The following is a 15,724-nucleotide window of genomic DNA, read 5'->3' as shown; positions in this document are numbered from 1 at the left end:
CGGTCCTCGGCGGCTCGGTCCTCGATGGTTCCGCCTTCGATGGTTCGGTCTTCGATGGCTCAGCCCTCGGCGCCGCTGCGACTGACCCGGCGTGGGCGCGCGGTCGTTCTCGGTCTGCTCGTCGTGCTGGCCTCGCTCGCCAGCGCCGTGCTGTTCACCACCGCGTCGCGGGCCGAGCAGCCACCGGCCGGCCCGCCGCCGTCGGTCGTCGTCCAGTCGGGTGACACGTTGTGGGACATCGCGGCCCGTTCCGTGCCGGCCGGTGACGGTCAGGCGGCCGTCGAAGAGTTGCGCCGGCTCAACGGCCTGTCGAGCTACGGCGTACGCCCCGGTGATGTTTTGATCTTGCCGCGGACGCCGTGATCAGAGCGGTCCGTGAGCGATGGTCCACCGCTCGTGTTGAGTCGCAAAATACGGCGCGCCGCCATGCCGCTGAGCTTGCGTCCGCGTCCGCTCCGGCATAGCGTCTACCCCAACATCTAGTAGTTACAAGGGTGTAAGTCATCCACAGGTTGGGGTTTACCTCCACCGGTTATCCACAGGCTGTTGACGGCGCGAGCTGGTGATGATCAGCAAGCGGCCGTGCTTCAGCGTGCCCGGATCGCCGTGCGGGGGCCTCCGGAGGGAGCTCGCGGTGCGCTGCCCGTACTGTCGCCACGCTGATTCTCGCGTGGTCGACTCTCGCGAGGCCGACGACGGTCAGCTGATCCGTCGCCGTCGATCGTGCCCCGAGTGCGGCAAGCGGTTCACCACGGTCGAGGAGGCCGTGCTCGCCGTCGTGAAACGCAGCGGGGTCACCGAGCCGTTCAGCCGGACCAAGATCATGAGCGGCGTCCGCAAGGCCTGCCAAGGCCGCCCGGTCGACGAGGACTCGATCGCGCTGCTCGCGCAGCGGGTCGAGGAGACGGTCCGGGCCAAGGGCGCGGCCGAGGTGCCCAGCCACGAGGTGGGCCTGGCGATCCTCACGCCGTTGCGGGAGCTCGACCAGGTGGCCTATCTCCGGTTCGCCAGCGTCTACAAGTCCTTCGACTCGCTCGACGAGTTCGAAAAGGAGATCACGGCGCTGCGCGAGGCGACGATCGCCCGTGAGGCCGGCCTGCGCCACCCGGTGGCGCCACGGTCCAGCGGCCGCGCACCACGAGTCTGAACGGGGGCACGGCTCTGAACGGGGCACGGCTCTGAACGGGGCACGGCTCTGAACGGGGCACGGCTCTGAACGGCGCACGGCTCTGAAAGGGGCACGGGTCCGAACGGGGCACGGCTCTGAACGGGCAGGGATTTGAGATCGGCACGAGCTTGATCGGCAACGAGCTCAGCGGATGACGAAGTAAAGACGAGAGTGGCAGAAGCAGTGTCAACGAGGGGGAGCAGTATGGCCGGGGACGGCATCACAGCAGGTCGGCAGCGCAGCCGTACGAACGGCAACGGCGCGGCCGGCGGGGGGCTGCGGGTCGAGCGGGTCTGGACGACCGAGGGGATCCACCCGTACGACGAGGTCGAATGGGAGCGCCGCGACGTCGTCATGACGAACTGGCGGGACGGCTCGATCAACTTCGAGCAGAAGGGTGTCGAGTTCCCGACCGCGTGGAGTGTCAACGCGGCGAACATCGTCACCACCAAGTACTTCCGGGGTGCGGTCGGCACGCCCGAGCGCGAGTGGTCGCTCAAGCAGCTGATCGACCGGGTCGTCTCGACCTACCGCCGGGCCGGCGAGAAGCACGGCTACTTCTCCACCCAGGCCGACGCCGAGCTGTTCGACCACGAGCTCACCTGGATGCTGCTGCACCAGGTCTTCAGCTTCAACTCGCCGGTCTGGTTCAACGTCGGCACCAAGTCGCCGCAGCAGGTCAGCGCGTGCTTCATCCTCTCCGTGGACGACTCGATGGACTCGATCCTCGACTGGTACAAGGAAGAGGGCCTGATCTTCAAGGGCGGTTCGGGCTCCGGCGTGAACCTGTCCCGCATCCGCTCGTCCAAGGAACTGCTGTCGTCCGGGGGGACCGCCAGCGGACCGGTGAGCTTCATGCGGGGCGCCGACGCCAGCGCCGGCACCATCAAGTCCGGCGGTGCCACCCGCCGGGCGGCCAAGATGGTCATCCTCGACGTCGACCACCCCGACATCGAAGAGTTCGTGCAGACCAAGGCGCGCGAGGAAGACAAGATCCGCGCGCTGCGGGACGCCGGCTTCGACATGGACCTCGGCGGCTCCGACATCGTCTCGGTGCAGTACCAGAACGCCAACAACTCGGTCCGGGTCAGCGACGAGTTCATGAAGGCGTACGAGGAGGGCTCGCAGTTCGGTCTGCGCGGCCGCCTCGACGGCGAGGTCATCGAGACCATCGACGCCAAGAAGCTGTTCCGCGGCATCGCCCAGGCCGCGTGGGAGTGCGCCGACCCCGGCCTGCAGTACGACGACACCATCAACGACTGGCACACCAACCCCGAGACCGGCCGCATCACCGCGTCCAACCCGTGCTCGGAATACATGTCGCTGGACGACTCGTCGTGCAACCTGGCCTCGCTCAACCTGATGAAGTTCCTCAAGGCCGACGGCGGCTTCGAGGTCGAGAAGTTCACCAAGAGCGTCGAGTTCATCATCACCGCGATGGAGATCTCGATCGCCTTCGCCGACTTCCCGACCGAGAAGATCGGCGTCACCACCCGGGCCTACCGTCAGCTCGGCATCGGCTACGCCAACATCGGCGCGCTGCTGATGGCCTCCGGCCTGCCGTACGACTCGGAGGCCGGCCGCACGGTCGCCGCCGCGATCACCTCGCTGATGACCGGCACGGCCTACCGCCGCTCGGCCGAGATCGCCGGGGTCGTCGGACCGTACGAGGGTTATGCCCGCAACGCCGACGCCCACAAGCGCGTCATGCGCAAGCACGCCGCGGCCAACGACGACATCCGCCCGACCAGCTCGGTCGCCACCGAGATCGTCCGCGAGGCCACCAAGCAGTGGCAGGACGGCCTCAAGATCGGTGAGAAGAACGGCTGGCGCAACGCCCAGGCGTCGGTGCTCGCCCCGACCGGCACCATCGGCCTGATGATGGACTGCGACACCACCGGCATCGAGCCCGACCTGGCCCTGGTCAAGTTCAAGAAGCTCGTCGGCGGCGGTTCGATGCAGATCGTCAACCAGACGGTCCCGCGCGCGCTGCGCAGCATCGGCTACCCCGAGGAGCAGGTCGAGGCGATCGTCGAGCACATCGCCGACCACGGCAACGTCGTCGACGCGCCCGGCCTCAAGCCCGAGCACTACGCGATCTTCGACTGCGCCATGGGCGACCGGGTGATCGCCCCGCTGGGTCACGTGCGCATGATGGCCGCGGTGCAGCCGTTCATCTCGGGTGCCATCTCCAAGACGGTCAACATGCCCGAGTCGGCGACCGTCGAGGAGATCGAGGAGATCCACTACCAGGGCTGGAAGCTCGGCCTCAAGGCGCTGGCGATCTACCGCGACAACTGCAAGGTCGGCCAGCCGCTCTCGGTGGCCAAGTCCGGCAAGGCGACCGCCGCCGCCGCCGAGGTCGCCGCCCTGGCGACCCAGGCTGAGAAGATCGTCGAAAAGGTCATCGAGTACCGCCCGGTCCGCAAGCGCCTGCCCAAGAAGCGCCCGTCCGAGACGGTGTCCTTCTCGGTCGGTGGGGCCGAGGGTTACCTCACCGCGTCGTCCTACCCGGACGACGGCCTCGGCGAGGTCTTCCTCAAGATGTCGAAGCAGGGTTCGACGCTGGCCGGCGTCATGGACGCCTTCTCCGTCGCGATCTCGATAGGGCTGCAGTACGGCGTCCCGCTCGAGACGTACGTCAGCAAGTTCACCAACATGCGCTTCGAGCCCGCCGGCATGACCGACGACCCCGACGTGCGCATGGCGTCCTCGGTGATGGACTACATCTTCCGTCGCCTGGCGCTCGACTTCCTGCCGTACGACACTCGCGCCGACCTGGGCATCTTCACCGCCAAGGAGCGCGCCGCGCAGGTCCAGGCCGAAGCCGCCGCCGAGGCTGCCTCGGTCGTCGACCTGGCCGGCATGGCAGCGTCCGCGCCGGTCTCGGCCCCCGTCGGAGCGGTTTCGGCCCCGGCCGAGGCCAAGGCGCCGACGGCCGACGTCGACGCCGAGAAGGCCGCGCCGTCCTCGGCCGGCTCCTCCACCGAGCTGCTCGAGATCGTGATGGGCCAGGCCGCCGACGCGCCGCTCTGCTTCACCTGCGGCACCAAGATGCGCCGGGCCGGCAGCTGCTACGTCTGCGAGGGCTGCGGCTCCACCTCCGGCTGCAGCTGAGACTGACCATTCTCAGTGTGTCCCCTCCAGGGGCACCGTGAGATTCAAGAGTCGTCGGCGAGTCTGACCAAAGGGATGTCCCCCGGACGCCACCGTCCGGGGGACTTGCCGTTGCTCAGGAAACGGACACGACCGGGGTTCGGCAGGCAACGAAAACCTGGCGGGTTGCAGTACCCACGACGGCACTACGGTGAGACCCGTGCAGAACTGACCGTCATGGCAAGGCTTCGATGATGCCGGGAACCTTCGGGCCGTCGAGCGCTACTGGCCCTTGACCGAGCATGACCGCCGCATGGGATGGCCCGACGCGTCCTTGTGGGCGTCGTAGTGGCCGCCGCGACAGATGACCGACAAGCACCACCGACAGCGATGCCTCCCACTCGTCACGAGTGGGAGGCATCGCCGTTTTGAGATCTCTCACCCCCCGAGCGTGAGAGGTCTCAGTCTTTGCCGGGTGTTACGGGAGCAGCGCGTCGTCGACGACGGTCCGGTTGCTGAGGCTGAGCCGGAACTCGGTGGCCTCGTCGTAGGACTGCGCCTGGTACGCGTACTGCCCGACACCGTCGGCGGTGCGGAACGAGACCTTGATCGGGCCCGGGTTGAGCTTCTGGAACCGGTAGGCGCCGTTGGCGTCGGTGGTGGTCTCCAGCTCGACAGCGGTCTCGGTGTAGATGAAGCGGACCGTGGCCCCCGCGACCGGCGCCCCCGCGGCGTCGACGAGGCGACCGGTCAGTGACGCGGCCCGCAGCAGCCGGTCGTTGACCCGGACACGCTGACCGGAGGCGACCGTGTAGTGGCGGGCGAGAGCCTGGTCGACCGTGTGCGGTGCGTACTGCCGGAAGGTGCCGTCGCGGTAGCTGACGACGTAGTCACCGCCGGGCGGCACCGGCAGGGAGTAGCGGCCGGTGGCCGAGGTGGTGGTCTGGAACGCCCGGGCGGTCCGGTAGTCGTCCACGGTGACGCTGACGCCCGCCGCCGGTCGGCCGGACGCTGTGGTCAACCGGCCGGCGAAGGAGCCGGCCCGCTCGACCACACTGCTGACCGAGGTGCGGCCCCAGGTGGCGACCCGGTAGGTGCGGGCGTCGGCGTAGTCCCGCTCGCGGCCGGGAGCGTATTCGGACCAGCCTGCGAGTCCGATCTCGATCTTGTAGCGACCGGCGTCGAGCTTGGGCACGCGCCACGCGCCGGCGGCGCTGGTGGTCGTGACGGCGACCGGGTTGGCGTTCTCGTTGACGGTGGGCCAGATGCTGATCTTGGCGTTGGCCACGACCGCGCCCCGGTCGTTGCGGACGATACCGGTGAGAAGTCCGGTGCCGCCGGCGGCCTGCGCGGGTGCCGCGCCGGCCGCGACCGCTCCGGCGCCGGCCAGCGTGGCGGCGAGGACGGCTCGGGCGAGGATCTTCGGTGGTTGCACTGTGGTGTCCCTTTCGGAGAGTGGTTCTGGCGTTGAACTTATGGGCGGTGAAAGAGGCGTCACGCCGATGACCCGACTCGCGGCACGAACCCGGTAGTCGATCGCTCACGGCTGGTGCGACCGGTTCCCGTACGGGTCGGAGGCGCTCCAGCAGGGAAAGGTTTAACGTGTAAGTTCGGTGGGTGACCGCAAATGATCTTGATCGCCGGCGCCTCGGCCGCGCGAAAGTCGCGGTCGGCTTCACGTTCGCGACCAACGGTCTCGCGTACGCGGGCTGGCTCGCCCGGGCCCCCGCCGTCCGCGACGGACTGGACCTGTCGGCCGCCGGTTTCGGTCTGCTTCTGCTCTGCCTCTCGGCCGCCGCGATCGCCGCCATCCCATTGGCCGGTCCGCTGGTGCAGCGGGTCGGCCCGGCGCGCGCCGTGCTCCTCGGCAGCACGTCGATGGTCGTCGGCCTGACCGGCCTGGCCACCGGAACGCTCCTCGGCTCGGTCCCGCTCGCCGGACTCGGCCTCGTGCTGGTCGGCATGGGCAACAGCACCTGGGACGTCGCCATGAACGTCGAGGGCGCCGACGTCGAACGCCGCCTCGGGCGCACGGTCATGCCGCGCTTCCACGCCGGCTTCAGCCTCGGCACGGTGCTCGGTGCCGGCTTCAGCGCGGTGGCCGCCGCCACCGGACTTCCGATCTGGGCCCAGCTCTACATCACCGCGGCGCTCGCAGCCGCGGTCACCGCTCCCACCGTGCGCCACTTCCTGCCGTACGAGTCTCTCCCGGCCGGCCAGAAGCCCGCGATGAGCGTCGGGCGCGCCTGGCGGGAACCCCGCACCGTGCTGATCGGCCTGGTCATGCTCGGTTTCGGCTTCACCGAGGGCACGGCGAACGACTGGCTGGCCATCGGACTGGTCGACGGGTACCGCGCGAGCGACACCATCGGCGCGATCGGGTTCGGCGTGTTCGTCACGGCCATGACGCTCGGCCGGCTCTTCGGCGGCCAGGCCATCGAGCGGTGGGGCCGCGTCGTCACACTCCGGATCACCGCGGCCTCGGCCGCCCTCGGCCTGCTGCTCGTGGTGACCGAGATCGCCGTCCCGGTCGCCATCGCGGGCGCTCTGCTCTGGGGCGCCGGCGCGTCGCTGGGCTTCCCGATCGGCATGAGCGCGGCCGCCGACGACCCCGCGCGAGCCGCGATCCGGGTCTCGGTGGCCGGCTCGATCGGGTACGGCGCGTTCCTGTCGGGGCCGCCGCTGATCGGACTGCTGGCCGAGCACTTCGGGGTGTTGCGGGCGATCCTCTGCGTTTTCGGCGCGCTGGTCATCGGCCTGATCGCCTCCGGAGCCACCAGGCCACTGCCGGCCACCCGCGACTGAGCGGGGTCGCGCGGGCGGCGCGGAAATGACAGCCTCGGCTCATGGCATACGACAGCTCCGCGGTCATCAAGTCGCGCGTCGAGGCCGCACCCGAGCGGGTCTGGTTCGCGCTGACCGACGCCGGCGCCCTCACCGCCTGGTATTGGCCGGCCGCGATGGAGCCACGCGCGTTCTCCGACCCGGTGGTCGGCGGCCGGTTCGGCGTGGACGCCGGTGACCTGGGCTTCGCGGGGGAGTATCGCGAGCTCGAAGCGCCCCGGCGGATCGTGCAGTCGTGGCGCTGGGCCGGCGACGACCGCGACAGCCGGGTGACCATCGAGCTCACCCCGGCCGGCGGCGGCACCGACCTGCTGATCGTCCACGACGAGGTCGACGAGGAGACGGCCGCGATGTACCGCGCCGGGTGGGAGAGCTGCCTGACCCGCCTGCCGGGCTATCTGGCCTGAGGCGCGCTCACTCCGAGCGGAGGAAGTCGGTGATCAGGCCGGCCAGTACGGCCGGCTGCTCGATCACCATGGCGTGCGACGCGTCCGCGAGCTGGATGTACCGCGGGTGACCGGCCGCCCGCACCTGCTCGAGCAGGAAACGGCGGTGTGCCTCGTAGAGTTCCGCGAACGGCTCCTGCTGAGGCAGATTCCGGGTGGCCAGGACGACCAGCTCGGGGCACGACGTGGCGGTGTAGACCGGGCCGAGGTCGAGCTCGTTCATCAACGTACGCAAGGAAGTTGTCGTCGCGGCCGACGGACGGGTCGACGTCTCACCGTCCTGGTGCACCAGATTGCGCCGGAAGCCCTCGAGCCACACCTTCTCGTTGGCGCCCATGTCACGAGCCGCCGACTGCTGACGCTCGACCAGATCGGCCAGCTGGTCGGCCTCGATGACCTGCCCGGCCTGGGCCTCCACCTGGTCGAAGATCGCGTGCAGTCGCGCCAGCTCGGCCGCCGCCTTGTCGGGGTCGAGCCCCGGCAGCTGCTCGGGTCCGGTCGGCGGCGGGTTGCCGTCGAGGCTCACGACGCCGGGCGCCTCCGGGTGCCGCTGACCCCAGAGCGCCGCCAGCATCCCGCCCAGCGAATGCCCCACCACGGCCGGCCGCTCGATCTCCATCTGCACACAGACCGCCGCGAGGTCACCGAGCGCCGCGTCCCACGTCCAGGTCCCCTCGCCCGAGCGCCCGTGCCCCCGCAGGTCCACCGTGATCACCCGGTGGTTCGGCCGCAGCGCCCGGGCCAGCGTGGTCATCATGGCCAGGTTGCCGCCGGCCCCGTGCAGCAACAGCAGCGGCGGTTGGTCCCCGCCGAAGTCGCGCACCGCGAGCGGCACGTCGCCCGCGTCGATCAGCCGGTCATTGATCATGATCATCTCCCATGGTGTCCGAGGAATCGGGCGAACGGGCAGCGCGGAGACGATCCCGGACCGCCGCCGACGGCACCCCGCCGTCGGGGTGGCGGGGAAGTCGTCCCCGCCGCACGAGGTCATGCACTCCCTGTCGCGTGATGCCGAGCATCGCGCCCGCCGTCGCGTACGAGATCGACGCGAACCAGGGATGGCCGGCCCGCCACGCCACTGCCTGGCCGAGCGGTGTCGCCCACCACGAGACCGGCGGGTCGAACGGCCCGTCACCGGGATAGAGCGTCGCGATCAACCGCGCCACGGCCGGCACCGCGGCCTGATCGTCACCGTCGCGGATGGTCGACGCCCAGCCCCGGGCCCGCCGCCGCACCAGCGTCCGCAACGCCGCCACCGTGTCGTCTCCCTCGAGCAGCACCTCGAGCGGATCGAGCAGGCGGACGTCGAGCAGGCGCACGATCTGCTCGACAAGCGCATCCTCCCGGCTCACCCAGCCATCCTCGTGGCGCTTGACATCGAGTGTCAAGTCTTGGTCGTCCGGCGCAGCCTTTCGCGGGCCTGGCCGCTCCAGTACGGTGTGCCCCGGATCTCTCGGGAGGATCACTCGTGCGTACGCGTTCCGTCGCCGTCCTCGGCGCCGTTGTGCTGCTCACGCTCACCGGCTGCGACTCTCAGGACGAGCCGGCGTTCTCCGCCCCGCCGCCCGTGGCGATCGCCGAGCAGCCGGCCGCGTCGGCCGGTGGCGCCTGCATCCTCTGGGACTACGCCTTCATCCGGCAGAAGATCGGCGTCACGTTCGACGTCGCCGCGTCCGACCAGGTCGACGACACCTCGACCTGCGTGGTGCAGACCACGGACGCCGACTATCCCGACCTGATGCTGTCGGTCGTGGAGACCACACCGGCAACCCCCGCCCAGTTTCTGGACGACCTGAAACCGGCGAAGGCCACGACACTCAAGGGGCTCGGCCGGGCGGCCTATCGGCTCTATGCCCCGCCTGCCGCCGGCCACGGCCCGGCCATCGAGCTGGGCTGGCTCAGCCAGGCCGAGCAGCTCCAGACGCTGCGCTTCACGTTCGACCAAAAGGCGCCCGCCGCCGCCGTGTCCGCGATGAACCCGAAGCTCATCGCGCTCGCCAAGGCGATGAACACGACCGACGGCTGACGCCTGTGACGCGGTGACCGACTCAGTGCGCGGCGACGAACACCCGCGACGCCACCTCACGGGGCAGGCGGATCTTGTCGCCGGAGCGGTCGATGGTCACCCCGTCCCGCTCCTGGGCCACGGTCACCGTGGTGCCCGGGTCGATGCCCGCCGCGTGCAGCTGACGCAGCACGTCGGCGTTGGTCTGCACGCTCTCGCAGATGCGCTGGACCACGACACTGCCGGTCAGGCCGGGGAACGCGAGGTTGCGCTCGCCCACGCTGACCTGCGCGGCGCTGTCGAGCAGCTCGTCGTCGTCGGGGGCGCCGAGAGCCTCCAGGCCGGGAATGGGATTGCCGTACGGCGAGCGGGTCGGCTTGTTGAGCAGCTCGTAGACCTTCTTCTCGACCGAGTCGCTCATCACGTGCTCCCAGCGGCAGGCCTCCTCGTGGGCCTCCTCGTAGGGCATGCCGATGACGTTGACCAGCAGCAGCTCGGCCAGGCGGTGCTTGCGCATGACGGAGACCGCGGTCGAGCGGCCGTCGTCGGTGAGCACGAGGTGGCGATCGTTCTCCACCGTGAGCAGGCCGTCGCGCTCCATGCGGGCAACGGTCTGGCTGACCGTGGGGCCGCTCTGGTGGAGCCGCTCGGCGATGCGCGCCCGCAGCGGCGGCACACCCTCCTCCTCGAGCTCGAGGATGGTGCGCAGATACATCTCTGTGGTGTCGATAAGGTCGTGGTTGTGCACTGACGCCTTCATGCTCCGACCTCCAAGCGGTCTCGGTGGACCGCCAGCCTCGCCCCGAAACCGGAGCCAGCCGGGCTGACGACGAATTCCTTCACGATGCGGCCCTCCCAGCAGCGATAATACCTCGATGCCGGGGGTTGACAGACGCCCCGAGCAGGTGCAGCGAGCCTACCCGACCAACCCGGCGGACGCCGCGAGCGGAGAAGTGTCGGGGGCACGTGGCAGCATGACCGACATGGTTGATCCGACGACCACGGTGGTGTGGGACAGCGCGCTGCTCGATTACGACATGGGTGATCATCCGCTCAATCCGGTGCGGGTCGAGCTCACCATGGCGCTCGCCCGCGAATTGGGCGTTCTCGATCGGCCGGGCGTGCGCATGGTCACTCCCGAGCCGGCCACCGAGGCCGATCTGGCCAGGATCCACCGCCCGGATTATCTGGATGCCGTCCGGCACGCCCCGATCGACCCGTTCTTTCGCGGCTGGGGTCTCAACACCCCCGACAACCCGGTCTTCGACGGCATGCACGAGGCTTCCGCGCGCATCTGCGGCGCCAGCATCGCGGCGGCCGAGGCTGTCTGGTTCGGCACGACGAAACGGGCGGTCAACGTCGCCGGTGGTCTGCATCACGCGATGGCGGCGCGAGCCGCCGGCTTCTGTGTCTACAACGACCCGGCCGTGGCCATCGCCCGCCTGCTCGACCAGGGCGCCCAGCGGGTGGCCTATGTGGATGTCGACGTCCACCACGGTGACGGTGTGCAGGCCGCGTTCTACAACGATCCCCGGGTGCTGACGATCAGCCTGCACGAGACGCCGCTGACGCTGTTCCCCGGCACCGGCTTCGCCGACGAGACGGGCGGCCCCGCGGCCGAGGGCCTGGCGGTCAATATCCCGCTCCCCCCGGGGACGGGTGACGGCGGCTGGCTGCGGGCCTTCCGCGCAATCGTCCCGTCGATCCTCCGCGCGTTCGCACCCGAGATCATCTTCAGCCAGTGCGGTGCCGACTCCCACCGCCTGGACCCGCTGGCCGACCTGCGCCTCTCGGTCGACGGTCAGCGCGCGGCCCACCTGGCGATGCGCGAGCTGGCCGACGAGCTGTGCGACGGCCGCTGGGTCGCGACCGGCGGCGGGGGTTACGCGCTGGTCGAGGTCGTGCCCCGTGCCTGGACCCATCTGCTGGCCACGGCCACCGGCGACCCGCTCGACCCGCAGACCCGCATCCCGCCGGCGTGGCGCCGGCTCGCCGCCGAGCGTTGCCCCGGCGTCCCGGTGCCCGAGACGATGACCGACGGCACCCCACCCCCGGTCGAGACCTGGCAACCGGGCACCACCCCCGACCCGGTCGACCGCGCCATCCTGGCCAGCCGCATGGCGGTCTTCCCCCTGCACGGCCTCGACCCCCACGACATCCGCGACTGACCACCCGCATCGCACCGCAGCGTCAGAAGAGCGCCGAGAGGAGGAGGGTGACGTGACCACCAGCGCGGACGTTCTGCTCTCCGACGGCAGTGCCGTCCACCTGCGTCCGATCCAGCCCGCCGACGCCGATGCCATCGTGCAGTTCCACTCGCGCATGAGCGACCGCACGCGCTACCTGCGCTACTTCTCGCCCTATCCGCGCATTCCGGAACGCGACCTCGAGCGCTTCGTCAACGTCGACCATCACGACCGCGAGGCCTTCGTCATCGTCAGCGGCCCGCGCATCATGGCGGTCGGCCGCTACGAGCGTCTGGGTCACGAGTCGCCCGAGGCCGAGGTCGCGTTCGTCGTCGAGGACGCCCATCAGGGCCGCGGCATCGGCTCGGTCCTGCTCGAGCATCTCGCCGAGGCGGCCCGGGCCAACGGCATCACCCGCTTCGTCGCCGAGGTGCTCCCCGAGAACGGGGGCATGCTTCGCGTCTTCAGCGACTTCGGCTACCAGGTCCAGCGCAAGTACGCGGACGGCGTGGTCCACCTGAGCTTCCCGATCGCCCCCACCGAGAGATCCCGCGAGGTGCAGGAGTCCCGCGAGCACCTCACCGAGTCCCGTTCGATCGCCCGGCTGCTGTCGCCGCGGGCGGTCGCGGTCTACGGCGCCAGCGCGAGCGGTCAGGGCATCGGCGCGGCCATGCTCGGTCACCTGCGCGACGGCGGCTTCACCGGCCCGATCGTCCCGGTCCACCGCAGCGCCGAGCGGGTGGCCGGTCTGCGCGCCTACCGCTCGGCCACCGAGGCCGGGATGCCGATCGACCTCGCGCTGGTCGCCGTGCCGCCCGAGGGTGTGGCCGCGGCGCTGGCGGATGCCTCGGCCAGTGGCGCGGGTGGTCTCGTGGTCGTGTCCGCGGGCTTCGCCGAGGCGGGCCCCGAGGGCGGCCTCGCCCAGCGAGCGCTGATCGAGGGCGCGCATGCCGCGGGGTTGCGCGTGGTGGGGCCCAACAGCATGGGGGTGGCCAACACCGACCCCGCCGTGCGGCTGAACGCCACGCTCGCCCCGCGCCTGCCGGCCGCCGGCCGGGTCGGCTTCTTCAGCCAGAGCGGCGCGCTCGGTGTCGCCCTGCTGGCCGAGGCCGACCGTCGCGGGCTGGGCCTGTCCAGCTTCGTGTCGGCCGGCAACCGGGCCGACGTCTCCGGCAACGATCTCCTGCAGTATTGGCGCGACGACCCCGGCACCGACGTCGTCCTGCTCTATCTCGAGACGTTCGGCAACCCGCGCAAGTTCGCCCGGCTGGCCCGCCGCATGAGCCGGGTGAAACCCGTGGTCGCGGTCGCCTCGGCCACCCGTCCGGCTGGTCTCGCCGGCGACCTGCCCGGCCCCGACGTCAACGCGGTCACCGCCCTGTTCGCCCGCTCGGGCGTGATCCGGGTCGACACGGTGCAAGAGATGTTCGACGTCGGTCTCCTGCTGGCCCACCAGCCGCTGCCCGCCGGCCGCCGGGTCGCCGTGGTCGGCAACTCGTCCGCACTGTCGGAATTGGCGGTGGCCGCCTGCCGGGCCAACGGCCTGACCGTCGCCGCGGGGTATCCGCTCGACATCAGCCCGCAGGCCGGCGCCCACAACTTCGCCGACGCCCTGGCCGACGCGGCCATCGACGAGCGCGCCGACGCCCTGGTCGTCGTCTTCGCGCCGCCGCTGCCCGGCCAGCTCGCCGACGAGGACGCCGACTTCGCCGCGGCCCTGGCCAGTGTCGCGCTGGCCGGCGAGAAGCCGACCGTGGCGACCTTCCTGCTCGGCAGCTCGCCGGCCCGCGTGCCGGCCTACCCGTCGGTCGAGGAGGCGGTGCGCGCCCTGGCCCGCGTGGCGACGTATGCCGACTGGCTGCGCCGCCCGCCGGGCGTGATCCCGGTGCTCGAGGGAGTCGACCCCGACGCCCCGCTGGTCGACGGTCCGCCGAGCGAGCTCCTGGCCGCGTACGGCATCGACGTGGTCCCGTCCACGCTGGCCACCACCGCCGACGAGGCGATCGCGGCGGCCGGGACACTGGGCTACCCGGTCGCTCTCAAAGCCGCCGGTGGTGCCCTCCGCCACCGCATCGACCTGGGCGCGGTCCGCCTGGCCCTGGCCGACGAGGACGACGTCCGCTCGGCCTACACCGAGTTGTCCACCGCCTTCGGCCCGGACGTGCTGGTGCAGTCGATGGTCTCGGCCGGGGTGGCCTGCCGCGTCGAGGTGATGGAGGATCCGGCGTTCGGCCCGATCGTCGGTTTCGGCCTGGGCGGCGTGGCCAGTGAGCTGCTGGGTGACCTGGCCTGGCGGGCCGCCCCGCTGACCGACCGGGCCGCCGAGGCTCTGGTCGTCGAGCCGCGGGCCGCGCCCCTGCTGCACGGCTACCGCGGTTCGGCGCCGGTCGACCGCGGGGCGCTCATCGACCTGCTGCTCCGCGTGGGCCGCCTGGCCGACGATCACCCCCGCCTGCGCAAGCTGTCGCTCAACCCGGTGCTGGCCCGCCCCGACGGCTTCTCAGTCCTGCACGCCGCCACCGAGATCGGTGACCCCACTCGCCGCCCCGACACCGGCCCCCGCCGCCTCCGAACCCCGTAACTCCACCAGCGCCGACCGAGTTCAGCGCCGACCCAGCACCGCACGCTCAGCCTCCGCGCGCGGCCCGCGGCGTCAGCCGGGCCGCTGATGACCTCTTATGCAAGTGCCCCTACGCGTCGTACGAGAAGAAAGCGAAACCGCCCGCCGAGCCGAAGCCCGCCGGGCGGTGATGTAGTCGCTCCACGTTCGCGTATGCCACTTAACCCGCGTATGCCTCCAGCCGCGACGAACGCTCCGGGTCGCGCAGCTTGAGCATGGTGACCTTCTCGATCTGGCGGATGCGCTCGCGGCTCAGGCCGAACTCGCGGCCCACCTCGTCGAGGGTGCGCTGGCGACCGTCGTCGAGGCCGAAGCGCAGGCGGATCACGGCCGACTCGCGCTCGCTGAGCGTGGCCAGCACGATCTCGACCTCGCTGCGCAGCTCACCCGAGCCGACAGCCTGACCGGGCTGGCTCGGGTCGACCGCCGCCACGAAGTCACCGAGCGCACTTTCGCCGTCCTCACCGACGGCCTGGTCGAGGCTGACCGGCTCACGGTCGTACGAGATGAGCTCGATGACCTGGAACTCGGGCACGCCCATGGCCACGGCGATCTCGGCGATGCTGGGCTCACGGCCGAGCGACGCGGCGAGGTCCCGGCGGCTGCGGACCATGCGGTTGACCTGCTCGACCATGTGCACCGGGATGCGGATGGTGCGGGCCTGGTCGGCCATGGCGCGGGTGATGGCCTGGCGGATCCACCAGGTGGCGTACGTGGAGAACTTGTAGCCCTTGGTGTAGTCGAACTTCTCGACCGCGCGGATGAGGCCCAGGTTGCCTTCCTGGATCAGGTCGAGGAAGGCCATGCCGCGCCCGGTGTACCGCTTCGCGATGCTCACGACGAGCCGCAGGTTGGCCTCGAGCAGGTGGTTCTTGGCGGCTTTGCCCTCCGCGATGATGATCAGCAGGAGGGGTCGCAACTCGTCGGCCGCCTCGGGGAGCTTCTCGTCGGCGTACAGGCCGGCTTCGATGCGCTTGGAAAGCTCGACCTCTTCGACGGCGGTGAGCAGCCGGGTGCGTCCGATGCCGTTCAAGTAGGCACGAACCAGGTCGGCGGAAACGCCGCGCTCGTCCGTGGCGTCCAGGTCGACCAGGAGCTCGACACCGTCGGTCATGCTGTTGTCGACGGCAACAACCGCCGCCTTGGACTCCGATGCCTTCATCTGCAGGACCACCTTTCAGTCCCCTCCCCGCTGATAACCGTCTCGTGCATTCCCAGCCGCTGCGTGCCGGTGTGATCGATAGCTTGGCCTGGGACGCGTTAAACCGAGGTGAGGCAAGCGTCCAGGTGGCATGAATCAGGGAGAACCCTGACGTCGCCAAGCCGACAAGTGTCCGGTTCGCCGGTACTCGTCGCGTG

The 15,724-nt window shown here is 70.5% G+C and carries 13 protein-coding genes; 8 read left to right on the top strand and 5 right to left on the bottom strand.

The features are described 5' to 3' along the window. Window positions 1–54: 54 nt before the first annotated feature. The 3 genes from NAG42_RS00160 to NAG42_RS00150 all read left to right on the top strand — a co-directional run bounded on the left by NAG42_RS00160 (window position 55) and on the right by NAG42_RS00150 (window position 4,285). Window positions 55–363: a LysM peptidoglycan-binding domain-containing protein gene (locus NAG42_RS00160; protein WP_250027151.1), complete on the top strand. Its 309-nt coding sequence runs from the start codon at window positions 55–57 to the stop codon at window positions 361–363. 271 nt (window positions 364–634) lie between these two features. Continuing rightward, window positions 635–1,147, top strand: coding sequence for a transcriptional regulator NrdR (gene nrdR, locus NAG42_RS00155; protein WP_250027150.1), 513 nt, complete (start codon window positions 635–637; stop codon window positions 1,145–1,147). A 225-nt stretch (window positions 1,148–1,372) separates the two neighbouring features. After that, window positions 1,373–4,285 (top strand): vitamin B12-dependent ribonucleotide reductase, encoded by a 2,913-nt coding sequence (locus tag NAG42_RS00150; protein ID WP_250027149.1) that lies wholly within the window; start codon window positions 1,373–1,375, stop codon window positions 4,283–4,285. A gap of 457 nt (window positions 4,286–4,742) precedes the next feature. Here the strand turns inward: NAG42_RS00150 and NAG42_RS00145 are convergent, their stop codons facing one another. Then, window positions 4,743–5,699: a carboxypeptidase regulatory-like domain-containing protein gene (locus NAG42_RS00145; protein ID WP_250027148.1), complete on the bottom strand. Its 957-nt coding sequence runs from the start codon at window positions 5,697–5,699 to the stop codon at window positions 4,743–4,745. A 182-nt stretch (window positions 5,700–5,881) separates the two neighbouring features. Between NAG42_RS00145 and NAG42_RS00140 the strand changes: the two genes are divergently transcribed. Then, window positions 5,882–7,069 carry an MFS transporter gene (locus tag NAG42_RS00140; RefSeq protein WP_250027147.1) on the top strand — a complete coding sequence of 396 codons (1,188 nt, stop codon included), beginning with the start codon at window positions 5,882–5,884 and terminating at the stop codon, window positions 7,067–7,069. Window positions 7,070–7,110: 41 nt separating this feature from the next. Beyond that, on the top strand, window positions 7,111–7,515 hold the full coding sequence (locus NAG42_RS00135; RefSeq protein WP_250027146.1) for an SRPBCC family protein: 405 nt from the start codon (window positions 7,111–7,113) through the stop codon (window positions 7,513–7,515). Window positions 7,516–7,522: 7 nt separating this feature from the next. On the opposite strand, the gene NAG42_RS00130 is transcribed toward NAG42_RS00135, so the two are convergent. Together NAG42_RS00130 and NAG42_RS00125 are read right to left on the bottom strand one after the other, a co-directional pair. Next, complete coding sequence (locus NAG42_RS00130) at window positions 7,523–8,422, bottom strand: alpha/beta fold hydrolase (protein WP_250027145.1); 900 nt, start codon at window positions 8,420–8,422, stop codon at window positions 7,523–7,525. After that, entirely contained in the window at window positions 8,412–8,906 is a 495-nt protein-coding gene (locus NAG42_RS00125; RefSeq protein WP_250027144.1) for a hypothetical protein, read from the bottom strand. Before NAG42_RS00125 ends, NAG42_RS00130 begins: the two co-directional genes overlap by 11 nt. Window positions 8,907–9,022: 116 nt before the next feature. On the opposite strand from NAG42_RS00125, the gene NAG42_RS00120 reads away from it, so the two are divergent. Further along, the gene (locus NAG42_RS00120; RefSeq protein ID WP_250027143.1) at window positions 9,023–9,580 is read left to right on the top strand and encodes a hypothetical protein; all 558 of its coding nucleotides are present in this window, start codon (window positions 9,023–9,025) and stop codon (window positions 9,578–9,580) included. A 22-nt stretch (window positions 9,581–9,602) separates the two neighbouring features. On the opposite strand, the gene NAG42_RS00115 is transcribed toward NAG42_RS00120, so the two are convergent. After that, window positions 9,603–10,319, bottom strand: coding sequence for an iron-dependent transcriptional repressor DtxR (locus NAG42_RS00115; RefSeq protein WP_250027142.1), 717 nt, complete (start codon window positions 10,317–10,319; stop codon window positions 9,603–9,605). A 223-nt stretch (window positions 10,320–10,542) separates the two neighbouring features. Here NAG42_RS00115 and NAG42_RS00110 point away from each other — a divergent pair, with 223 nt between their 5' ends. Then, window positions 10,543–11,727: an acetoin utilization protein AcuC gene (locus NAG42_RS00110; protein WP_250027141.1), complete on the top strand. Its 1,185-nt coding sequence runs from the start codon at window positions 10,543–10,545 to the stop codon at window positions 11,725–11,727. 52 nt (window positions 11,728–11,779) lie between these two features. Next, a complete protein-coding gene (locus NAG42_RS00105) occupies window positions 11,780–14,326 on the top strand; it encodes a bifunctional acetate--CoA ligase family protein/GNAT family N-acetyltransferase (RefSeq protein WP_250027140.1) in 2,547 nt (848 codons plus the stop codon). Between the two features lie 199 nt (window positions 14,327–14,525). On the opposite strand, the gene sigB is transcribed toward NAG42_RS00105, so the two are convergent. Then, window positions 14,526–15,527 (bottom strand): RNA polymerase sigma factor SigB, encoded by a 1,002-nt coding sequence (gene sigB / locus NAG42_RS00100; protein ID WP_438872329.1) that lies wholly within the window; start codon window positions 15,525–15,527, stop codon window positions 14,526–14,528. Window positions 15,528–15,724: the final 197 nt, after the last annotated feature.

Source organism: Paractinoplanes maris, assembly GCF_023544465.1.
In the GTDB taxonomy this organism is placed as follows: Bacteria; Actinomycetota; Actinomycetes; order Mycobacteriales; family Micromonosporaceae; genus Actinoplanes; species Actinoplanes maris.
This window is presented reverse-complemented; position numbering and strand designations above follow the sequence as displayed.

Coding starts and splice junctions, on each gene's coding strand:
- NAG42_RS00160 (WP_250027151.1), top strand. CDS start 55: ATGGCTCAGCCCTCGGCGCCGCTGCGACTGACCCGGCGTGGGCGCGCG.
- NAG42_RS00150 (WP_250027149.1), top strand. CDS start 1,373: ATGGCCGGGGACGGCATCACAGCAGGTCGGCAGCGCAGCCGTACGAAC.
- NAG42_RS00135 (WP_250027146.1), top strand. CDS start 7,111: ATGGCATACGACAGCTCCGCGGTCATCAAGTCGCGCGTCGAGGCCGCA.
- NAG42_RS00130 (WP_250027145.1), bottom strand. CDS start 8,422: ATGATCAATGACCGGCTGATCGACGCGGGCGACGTGCCGCTCGCGGTG.
- NAG42_RS00115 (WP_250027142.1), bottom strand. CDS start 10,319: ATGAAGGCGTCAGTGCACAACCACGACCTTATCGACACCACAGAGATG.
- NAG42_RS00110 (WP_250027141.1), top strand. CDS start 10,543: ATGGTTGATCCGACGACCACGGTGGTGTGGGACAGCGCGCTGCTCGAT.
- sigB (WP_438872329.1), bottom strand. CDS start 15,527: ATGAAGGCATCGGAGTCCAAGGCGGCGGTTGTTGCCGTCGACAACAGC.